The sequence below is a fragment of the Inquilinus sp. 2KB_23 genome, assembly GCF_052115705.1.
GTDB lineage: Bacteria > Pseudomonadota > Alphaproteobacteria > DSM-16000 > Inquilinaceae > Inquilinus > Inquilinus ginsengisoli_A.
Genome location: NZ_JBFRHF010000044.1, coordinates 18465 through 27104, shown reverse-complemented (window position 1 = coordinate 27104; position 8640 = coordinate 18465). Strand labels below are relative to the sequence as shown.

Annotated in this window: 6 protein-coding genes; 4 read left to right on the top strand and 2 right to left on the bottom strand. The window is 71.5% G+C overall.

Annotated features, from left to right (window positions below; translation table 11 throughout):
- A partial coding sequence (locus tag AB4112_RS34575) for a pseudouridine synthase (protein WP_441726860.1) occupies positions 1-981 on the top strand: 981 nt, incomplete at its 5' end.
- A 111-nt stretch (positions 982-1092) separates the two neighbouring features.
- Complete coding sequence (locus AB4112_RS34570; protein WP_441726858.1) at positions 1093-2841, top strand: ABC transporter ATP-binding protein/permease; 1749 nt, start codon at positions 1093-1095, stop codon at positions 2839-2841.
- A 134-nt stretch (positions 2842-2975) separates the two neighbouring features.
- Here AB4112_RS34570 and lysS read toward each other — a convergent pair whose 3' ends face one another.
- Positions 2976-4487 (bottom strand): lysine--tRNA ligase, encoded by a 1512-nt coding sequence (lysS, locus tag AB4112_RS34565; RefSeq protein WP_441726855.1) that lies wholly within the window; start codon positions 4485-4487, stop codon positions 2976-2978.
- Between the two features lie 236 nt (positions 4488-4723).
- Here lysS and AB4112_RS34560 point away from each other — a divergent pair, with 236 nt between their 5' ends.
- Positions 4724-5380 carry a hypothetical protein gene (locus AB4112_RS34560; protein WP_441726852.1) on the top strand — a complete coding sequence of 219 codons (657 nt, stop codon included), beginning with the start codon at positions 4724-4726 and terminating at the stop codon, positions 5378-5380.
- On the opposite strand, the gene AB4112_RS34555 is transcribed toward AB4112_RS34560, so the two are convergent.
- On the bottom strand, positions 5374-5979 hold the full coding sequence (locus AB4112_RS34555) for a PAS domain-containing protein (RefSeq protein ID WP_309800634.1): 606 nt from the start codon (positions 5977-5979) through the stop codon (positions 5374-5376). The two genes, AB4112_RS34560 and AB4112_RS34555, sit on opposite strands and share 7 nt — an antisense overlap.
- A gap of 200 nt (positions 5980-6179) precedes the next feature.
- On the opposite strand from AB4112_RS34555, the gene hrpB reads away from it, so the two are divergent.
- Complete coding sequence (gene hrpB / locus AB4112_RS34550; protein ID WP_441726848.1) at positions 6180-8636, top strand: ATP-dependent helicase HrpB; 2457 nt, start codon at positions 6180-6182, stop codon at positions 8634-8636.
- Positions 8637-8640 lie beyond the last annotated feature (4 nt).

Below are 8640 nucleotides of genomic sequence, written 5' to 3'. Positions count from 1 at the left end.
GGACGGCGCGGCCCGGCCACCGGTGCGCGCGGCGCCAAGCCGGGCGACCCGCCGGCCGGCGCCAGGCGTCCGGCGCGCGGCAAGCCCGGCGCCAAATCCCGCCCCGGTGCCGACAAGGGCGGTGAGTTCGCCACCATCCCGGAATGGCTGTGGGATGGCGGAGAGGAGCCGCCGGAGGAGATCGTCCCCGACCGGCGCCGGCCGCGCGGCCGGGTGCCATCGGTCACCGCGCGCGGCAAGGCCGAGGACCCGCCGGAGCCGGCCGTCGCCCCCGCCGCCCGTCCCCGGCCGTCCGTGGCCCGGCCCCTGACCTCCTCGCGCAAGCTGATCGGCGACGCGCCGCGGGCGAAATCCGCCAAGCCGGGGGAACGCTGGCGCGAGGAGCGGAAGACGCGGCCGGCGCCGGCCCCGGACCAGTGCCGCTACGTGCTGCTCCACAAGCCCTATGGCGTGCTGAGCCAGTTCACGCCGGAGGGGCGCTGGCGCGGCCTGAACGAATTCGGCCTGCCGCCCGGGATCTACGCCGCCGGCCGCCTCGACGCCGACAGCGAGGGGCTGCTGCTGCTGACCGATGACGGCCCGCTGATCAAGCGGCTGCTCGACCCGAAGCACGGCCACCCCCGGACCTATCTGGTGCAGGTCGAGGGCGAGCCGGCGGACGAGGCGCTGGAGGCCCTGGCGCAGGGCATCGCCCTGACCGACGGGCCGACCAAGCCCTGCCTCGCGGACCGGCTGGACGCGGAACCGGACCTGCCGCCGCGCGACCCGCCGATCCGCTTCCGGCTGTCGATTCCGGCCACCTGGATGCGCCTGACCCTGACCGAGGGCCGCAACCGCCAGGTGCGGCGGATGACGGCGGCGGTCGGCCATCCCACCCTGCGTCTGGTCCGCGTCGCCATCGGCGATGTCGAGCTCGGCGACCTGCCGCCGGGCAGCTGGACGACGGTGGACCGGGAGACAATCCTTCCCGCGCTGCGTTGATCAGGCCCGGATGACGGGAACATGACGTGAAATTCACGGGTGCGACGCGGCCGCGAGGGATATCACGGCTGCAGTCGCACCCGAGGATCCGCCGCGAGGCGGAAGCACGCCATGACGCAGAAGACGCGCCAGTTCTGGAAGGACTTCTTCGCCCTTCTGATGCCGTTCTGGCGATCGAAGGAGAAATGGCCGGCAATCGGCCTGCTGGTCGTGATCATCGCCTGCACGCTCGGCGCCGTCTTTCTCAGCGTGCAGTTCAGCTTCTGGTACAACCGCTTCTACCAGGCGCTGCAGGACTACAATCAGCCCGCGTTCTGGCGCGAGATCGCGATCTTCAGCGGCCTGGCGACGGTGTCCGTCCTGCGCGGCGTCTACGCGGTCTATCTCGGGCAGTGGCTGCGCATCCGCTGGCGGCGCTGGATGACCGACCATCTGCTCGGCGAATGGCTGGCCGACCGGGCCTATTACCGCCAGCAGCTGACGACGGGCGCGACCGACAACCCCGACCAGCGCATCTCCGACGACATCCAGCAATTCGTCGACGGCACCCTCACCCTCAGCCTCAGCTTCCTCGGCAATGTGGTGAACCTGTTCTCCTTCGCCGTGATCCTGTGGGGGCTGGCGGCGCCCCTGACCATCCCGCTGTTCGGCGGCGGCGGCATCACGATCCCGCATTTCATGCTGTGGGCGGCCATCGTCTACGCCATCGTCGGCACCATCCTGACCCATCTCCTCGGCCGCCCGCTGATCCGGCTGAGCTTCATGCAACAGAAGCGGGAGGCGGATTTCCGCTTCGGCCTGGTCCGGTTCCGCGAGAACACCGAGGCGATCGCGCTCTATGGCGGCGAGGCGAGCGAGAGGCAGGGGCTGCTGCGCCTGTTCGGCGGGGTGATGGAGAACTTCTACCAGTTGATGAGCCGGACGAAGAAGCTCGGCTTCTTCACCTCCGCCTACGGCCAGGCCTCCGCCGTGTTTCCCGGCATCCTCGTCGCCCCGCAGTATTTCGCCAAGACCATCGAGCTCGGCGGCGTCGTCCAGGTGATCCAGGCCTTCGGCAATGTCCAGGATTCGCTGTCCTGGTTCGTCAGCGCCTATTCCACGCTGGCCGACTACAAGGCGACCGTCGATCGCCTGACCGGCTTCCGCCGCAGCCTGGAGGACGCCAAAGCCGCGGCCCGCTCCGGCGCCATCGACATGGCATCCGATACCCGCACCGATCTGGCGGTCGAGACCGTTCAGCTTGCCCTGCCCGACGGCCAGCCCCTGCTCGAAGGCCACGGCCTGTCGGTCCAGCCCGGCGACCGGCTGCTGCTGACCGGCCCGTCCGGTGCCGGCAAGAGCACGCTGTTCCGCGCCCTGGCCGGGATCTGGCCGTTCGGCAAGGCCAAAATCCGCCTGCCCGGAAACGCCCGGGTGCTGTTCCTGCCGCAGCGGCCCTACCTGCCGCTGGGCAGCCTGCACACCGCCGTCGCCTACCCGGCCAAGCCGGAGGAGGTGCCGGCCGACACCGCGGCGGAGGCGCTGCGCGCGGTCGACCTCGGCCATCTCGTGCCGGCGCTGGAGCAGGAGGAGTATTGGGCCCGCCGCCTGTCGCCGGGCGAGCAGCAGCGGCTGGCGATCGCCCGCGCGATCCTCAGCAAGCCCGACTGGCTGTTCCTGGACGAGGCGACCAGCGCGCTGGACCAGGTGACCGAGGAGCGGATGTTCACCCTGCTGCGCGACCGGCTGCCCGGCACGACCTGGCTGACCATCTCGCACGACCCCAAGGTCGCCGCCTTCCACGACCGCCACTGGCGGATCGAGAAGGACGGCGCGGCCCCGGCCCGGCTGGTCGAGGCGCCCGAAGCCGCGGCGGCGTAGGGCCGCCGCTCACCCCTCTCCGTCATTGCGAGGAGGCGAAGCCGACGAAGCAATCCATGGCGCCGGTCCGGGCTGCCCCATGGATTGCTTCGCTACGCTCGCAATGACGAAATCGGGATTGTGAGTCCGGCGCCCTACTTCCTTGCCCGCAGCGTCGGGAACAGGATGACGTCGCGGATCGAGGCGGAGTTGGTCACCAGCATCACCAGCCGGTCGATGCCGATGCCCATGCCGCCGGTCGGCGGCAGGCCGTATTCAAGCGCGGTGACATAGTCGCGGTCCATCATCTGGGCCTCGTCGTCGCCGGCGTCGCGGGCCGCGACCTGGGCCGCGAACCGCTCATACTGGTCCTGCGGGTCGGTCAGCTCGGAGAAGGCGTTGCCCAGCTCCCAGCCATTGGCATAGGTCTCGAACCGTTCGGTCAGGCGCGGGTCGGTGCGGTGCGCCTTGGCCAGCGGCGAGATCTCCTTCGGCATGTCGGTGACATGCGTCGGCTGGATCAGCGTGTGCTCGACCGTCTCGCCGAACACCAGCTCGACCACCTGGCCCCAGTTCTCGCGGCCGCTGACCTTCAATTGCAGGCCGCGAGCGGCTTCCCGGGCGGCCTCGGCGCCCTCGATCGCGAGGAAGTCGACCCCGGTCGCCTCCTTCACCAGCTCGGTCATCGGGGCGCGGCGGTACTGGCCGCCGAACTCGATCTGGTGCTCGCCATAGGTGACCGTGGTGCCGCCGGTCGCGGCCTTGGCCGCGGCGGCGAAGATGTCCTCGGCCAGCGCCATCATGTCGGTGTAGTCGGCATAGGCCTGGTACAGCTCGAGCATGGTGAATTCCGGATTGTGCCGGGTCGAGATGCCCTCGTTGCGGAAGTTGCGGTTGATCTCGAACACCCGTTCCGACACGCCGCCGACGATCAGCCGCTTCAGGTACAATTCCGGCGCGATGCGCAGGTACAGCTCCATGTCGAGCGTGTTGTGATGCGTCACGAACGGCTTGGCCGAGGCGCCGCCCAGGATCGGGTGCAGCATCGGGGTCTCGACCTCGAGGAAGCCGCGGTCCTGCATCAGGCGGCGGATGTCGGCGACGATCCGGCTGCGGGCGCGGAAGGTCTCGCGGCTCTCCTCGCTCATGATCAGGTCGAGATAGCGCTGGCGGTAGCGCGCCTCGACATCGGTCAGGCCGTGATACTTCTCGGGCAACGGCAGCAGCGTCTTGGCCAGCAGCGTGACGTGCTGGGCGTTGATCGTCAGCTCGCCGCGCTTGGTGCGGCGGATGAAGCCCTCGACCCCGATCAGGTCGCCGATGTCGAGCAGCCCGACCATCGCCTGGGTCGCCGGGTCGGCATAGTCCTTGTGGCAGAACACCTGGATCTTGCCGGTGACGTCGTGCAGGTCGATGAACATGCCGCTGTTGCGGTAGGCGCGGATGCGGCCGGCGATGCGGACCACCTCCTCCGGCTTCTCGGCCTCGGCCGGGAGATCGGTGTGGCGCGCCTGCAAACCGGCGGCGTCGGCGGTCTTCTCGTAATGGTAGGGGTAGGGCTCGATCCCCTGGGCCCGCAGCGCGCGCAGTTTGTCCAGCCGCGGCGTCTTCAGCGGGTTGTCGGCATCGTCGTGCGGGGCGCGGACGCTCTCGACGCTGTCGGACATATCGGGGACTCCACGGACAAGAAGGTATGACGGACAAACGGGGATCGCGTCCTCTACCCGTCACCATACGGGGGTGCAAGCCGCTTCGCGCGCATGGCCTATCCCCGGGATCGCGGGCCATCGGTTTTCGATGTTAGAATGTTTCACAGTCGTTTATGAGAATTGAAGTCATATATCCATATGAAAAGCCGGCAGCGAAACCGACCGGCGACCGAGAGCAGTGAGGGCCGTTCGAGATGATCCAGAGCGTTTCCCGCGTGACCACGCTGGCGCTGACCGTCGCCGCCATCGGTCTGGGCGCCTGCACCGATACCACCCCCTGGGCCTATCCGACCGAGCCGGGCGCGGTGGCGCAACGCAGCGTGACGGTCGAGAGCGCCCCGGTGGCCATCGCCCCCGCCCCTCGGATCATCGGGGCCGCGCCGCCCGCGGCTACCTACGTCGAACCGCAGCCGGTGGCCCCTCCGCCGGCAGCCCGGGCGGTGCAGGCCCAAGCCCCCGTCACCTATTCCACCCCGCGCGTGGTGACGGTGGCGCCGGCCCCGGTGGGGGTGCAGCCGATGGCCCCGGTGCAGCGCGTTGTGACGGCCCCGGCCACCGTGGTGGTCCCGGCGGGCCCTGTGCTGGTCGAGAAGAGCGGGCTGATCGACGTCGTGCTGTCCGACAACAGGGGCCGGACCGATGGCGTGATCCTGAAGGACGACACGGTGATCCGCTTCTCGCCCGACTTCGCCGCGGCGATGGACCCGGACGGCAGCCGCCTGGCGCCAGGCCGGCCGATCGTGGTGCGCGGCAATTGGGGCGGCAACCGCCGCAAGGCCCAGGTGCTGAACGCGGTCGAGATGGGCACCGACATCTATTCGCTGGTCACCCTGGCGCCCTACGCCTACTGACGCCCGGGGCCGCGACGGTTAGGCCGCGGCGGGCCGTAGCCCAGCCAGCGGTTCAGATCCTCGGGATCGACATAGCGCTGCCAGTCGGCGGCGGTCTCGAACGGCGTGTCGGGATAGATCGCCACCAGGACGCGGTCGACCATGCCTTGCGAGCCGGCGAAGGGCAGCATCAGCCGGTGGTAGCCGAAGCCCCGGAACGGGAAGCGGAAGCGGCGATGGCTGTAATGCGGCGCCCGCTCGGCGACCACCTGGCGATAGGCGGCCATCGCCTCGGCCCGGATCTCATCGGCATAGAGCTCGTCGACATAGCGTCCCGCGAGGTCGCGCCCGGCGAGGTGGCTGAGGCGGCTGCCGACCACGCGATACCGCGCGCGCAACGGCCGCGGCTCGATGTCGACGATGGCGAGGTTGGCGATCCACGGGCTGAAGCTGGCCGGCACCAGCTCCTGCTCCGACGGCAGCGGCGCCGCGCCGCACAGCCGGTGCCACAGCAGCAGCAACGCCGCCAGATCGGGATGGTCGGTGGTCTCGCTCTCCTCCTCCCGCACGCGGCGGGCGAAGATGAGATGGGTGACGAAGGACGTCAGCAGTCGCTGCATCGGGTGGGAAAATTGTTCACGACAACGATGAATATGGAGTCGAGCGGGCGCAGAACCAATTCGCCCTTTGAGCAATGCATGTCTTCGCCCAGGAATAGCCCAGCTTCCCCGGCCCCGCATAGGTTCGCCGGCTCCGGCTTGACATGGCGCCAGCATCGTTCGTGGATGCATCCCGCTTCTTGCCGAGATCTTGTGTTTCGATGACCCGGACCCTGCCCCCCCTGCCGATCGACACGGCCCTGCCGGCGCTGCGCGAGGCGCTGGCGGCGCGCGGCTGCGCCGTGCTGCAGGCGCCGCCCGGCGCCGGCAAGACCACACGGGTGCCGCTGGCGCTGCTGGACGCACCTTGGCTGAGCGGCGGCAGGATCATCATGCTGGAGCCGCGGCGGATCGCGGCCCGCGCCGCCGCCGGCCACATGGCGTCGCTGCTGGGCGAAAAGGTCGGCGACACCGTCGGCTACCGCATCCGCATGGACCGCAAGATCGGGCCGAACACCCGGATCGAGGTGGTGACCGAAGGCATCCTGACCCGGATGCTTCAGGACGACCAGGCGCTGGAGGGCATCGGCGCCGTAATCTTCGACGAGTTCCACGAGCGCAGCCTGAACGCCGATCTCGGCCTCGCTTTGGCGCTGGAGACCCGGGGGGCGCTGCGCGACGACCTGCGCCTGCTGGTGATGTCGGCGACGCTGGACGGCGGGCCGGTGGCGCGGCTGCTGGGCGACGCCCCGGTGGTGACCTCGGAGGGCCGCGCCTTCCCGGTGGAGACCCTGCACCGCCCGCCCCACGCCGGCGAGGCGATCGAGGACGCGGTGGCGCGGGCCGCGCGCGACGCTCTGGCCGAGGAGAGCGGCAGCCTGCTGGTGTTCCTGCCCGGCGCCCGCGAGATCCGCCGGGTCCAAGCCAAGCTGTCGGGGCTGGGCGACGGCGTGATCGTGGCGCCGCTCTACGGCGACCTGACCGGCGCGGCGCAGGACCAGGCCATCCGCCCGGCGCCCGCGGGGATGCGCAAGGTCGTGCTGGCCACCAACATCGCCGAGACCAGCCTGACCATCGAGGGCGTGCGGGTGGTGATCGACAGCGGCCTGGCCCGGGCGCCGCGCTTCGACCCGCGCACCGGCATGAGCCGGCTAGAGACGGTGACCATCGCCCGCGCCGCCGCCGACCAGCGCCGCGGCCGCGCCGGGCGCACCGAGCCGGGGGTGTGCTGGCGGCTGTGGGCCAAGGCCGGCGAGGGCGCCATGGCGCCGTTCGCACCGCCGGAGATCCTGGTGGCGGACCTGGCGCCGCTGGCGTTGGAGCTCGCCTTGTGGGGCGGCGGCGACCTGGCCTGGCTGGACCCGCCCCCCGCCGCCGCCCTGGCCCAGGCGCGGGAGCTGCTGGCCGATCTCGGCGCCCTCGATGCCGCCGGGCGGCCAACACCGCACGGTAAGGCGATGGCCCGGCTGCCGCTGCATCCGCGGCTGGCCCACATGGTGCTGCGCGCCAAGGCCGAACGGATCGGTGGCGTGGCGGCGGACCTCGCGGCGATCCTGGAGGGCCGTAAGCCGGTGGCCGAGACCGACCTGCGCGCCTCGGTCGAGGCGCTGCGCCGTGGCGGCCGCGACGATCCTGCGATCTCCAGGCTGCGCGAGGCCGCGCGCGACATCGCCAGGCGCTTCGACCTCGGCCCCGGCGGCGGGCCGGAGGATGCCAGCGCCCTGCTGGCCCTGGCCTATCCCGACCGGGTGGCGCGGCGCCGGCCGGGCGTGCGCGGCAGCTTCCTGCTGGCCAATGGCCGCGGCGCCTCGGTGCGCGAGACCGACCCGCTGGCCGGCGCCGACACTCTCGCCGTCGCCGAGACCGACGATGCCGGGCGCGAGGCCCGCATCCTGGCCGCCGCGCCGCTGGACACCGCGGCCTTGGAGGCGGTGCTGGGCGACCGCATCGCCTGGGTCGAGAGCGTCACCTGGGATGCGACGGAGCAGGCGGTGGCCGCCCGCCGCCAGCGCCGGCTCGGCGCCCTGGTGCTGGCCGATGCCGCCCTGCCGAAGCCGGCGCCGGAGGCGGTGGCCGCGGCGCTGATGGAGGGGGTGCGGCGGTTGGGCGTCGACGCCCTGCCCTGGCGCGACGGCGCCGTCGCCCTGCGCCAGCGGGTCGGCTTTGCCAGGGTGCTGGAGGGCGAGGTCTGGCCCGACTGGTCGGATGCGGTGCTGGCGGAGACGCTGGCGGAATGGCTGGGGCCGCACCTCACCGGGATGCGGCGCCGCAGCGACCTCGACCGGCTGGACCTGGCCCAGATCCTGGCGACGGGTCTGGGCTGGGAGCGGCAGCGGGCGCTGGACGCCCTGGCGCCGGCGACGGTGCCAATCCCCAGTGGTCGCCGCGCTGCGCTGGACTATACCGACCCGGCCCAGCCGGTGCTGGCGGTGAAGCTGCAGGAGATGTTCGGCCAAGCCCAGACGCCGCGGGTCGGCGGCGGCCGGGTGCCGATCGCGATCCACCTGCTGTCGCCGGCCGGCCGGCCGCTGCAGGTGACCCGCGACCTCGCCGGCTTCTGGGCCGGCAGCTATGCCGAGGTGCGCAAGGACATGCGGGGCCGCTATCCGCGCCACCCCTGGCCCGACGACCCGCTGGCCGCCCCGGCCACCGCGCGGGCAAAGCCGCGCGGGACCTGAGGCG

What these genes read in the sequence shown, in the direction of transcription:
- hrpB (WP_441726848.1), top strand. Translation starts at nt 6,180, where the DNA reads ATGACCCGGACCCTGCCCCCCCTGCCGATCGACACGGCCCTGCCGGCG.
- AB4112_RS34555 (WP_309800634.1), bottom strand. Translation starts at nt 5,979, where the DNA reads ATGCAGCGACTGCTGACGTCCTTCGTCACCCATCTCATCTTCGCCCGC.
- AB4112_RS34560 (WP_441726852.1), top strand. Translation starts at nt 4,724, where the DNA reads ATGATCCAGAGCGTTTCCCGCGTGACCACGCTGGCGCTGACCGTCGCC.
- lysS (WP_441726855.1), bottom strand. Translation starts at nt 4,487, where the DNA reads ATGTCCGACAGCGTCGAGAGCGTCCGCGCCCCGCACGACGATGCCGAC.
- AB4112_RS34570 (WP_441726858.1), top strand. Translation starts at nt 1,093, where the DNA reads ATGACGCAGAAGACGCGCCAGTTCTGGAAGGACTTCTTCGCCCTTCTG.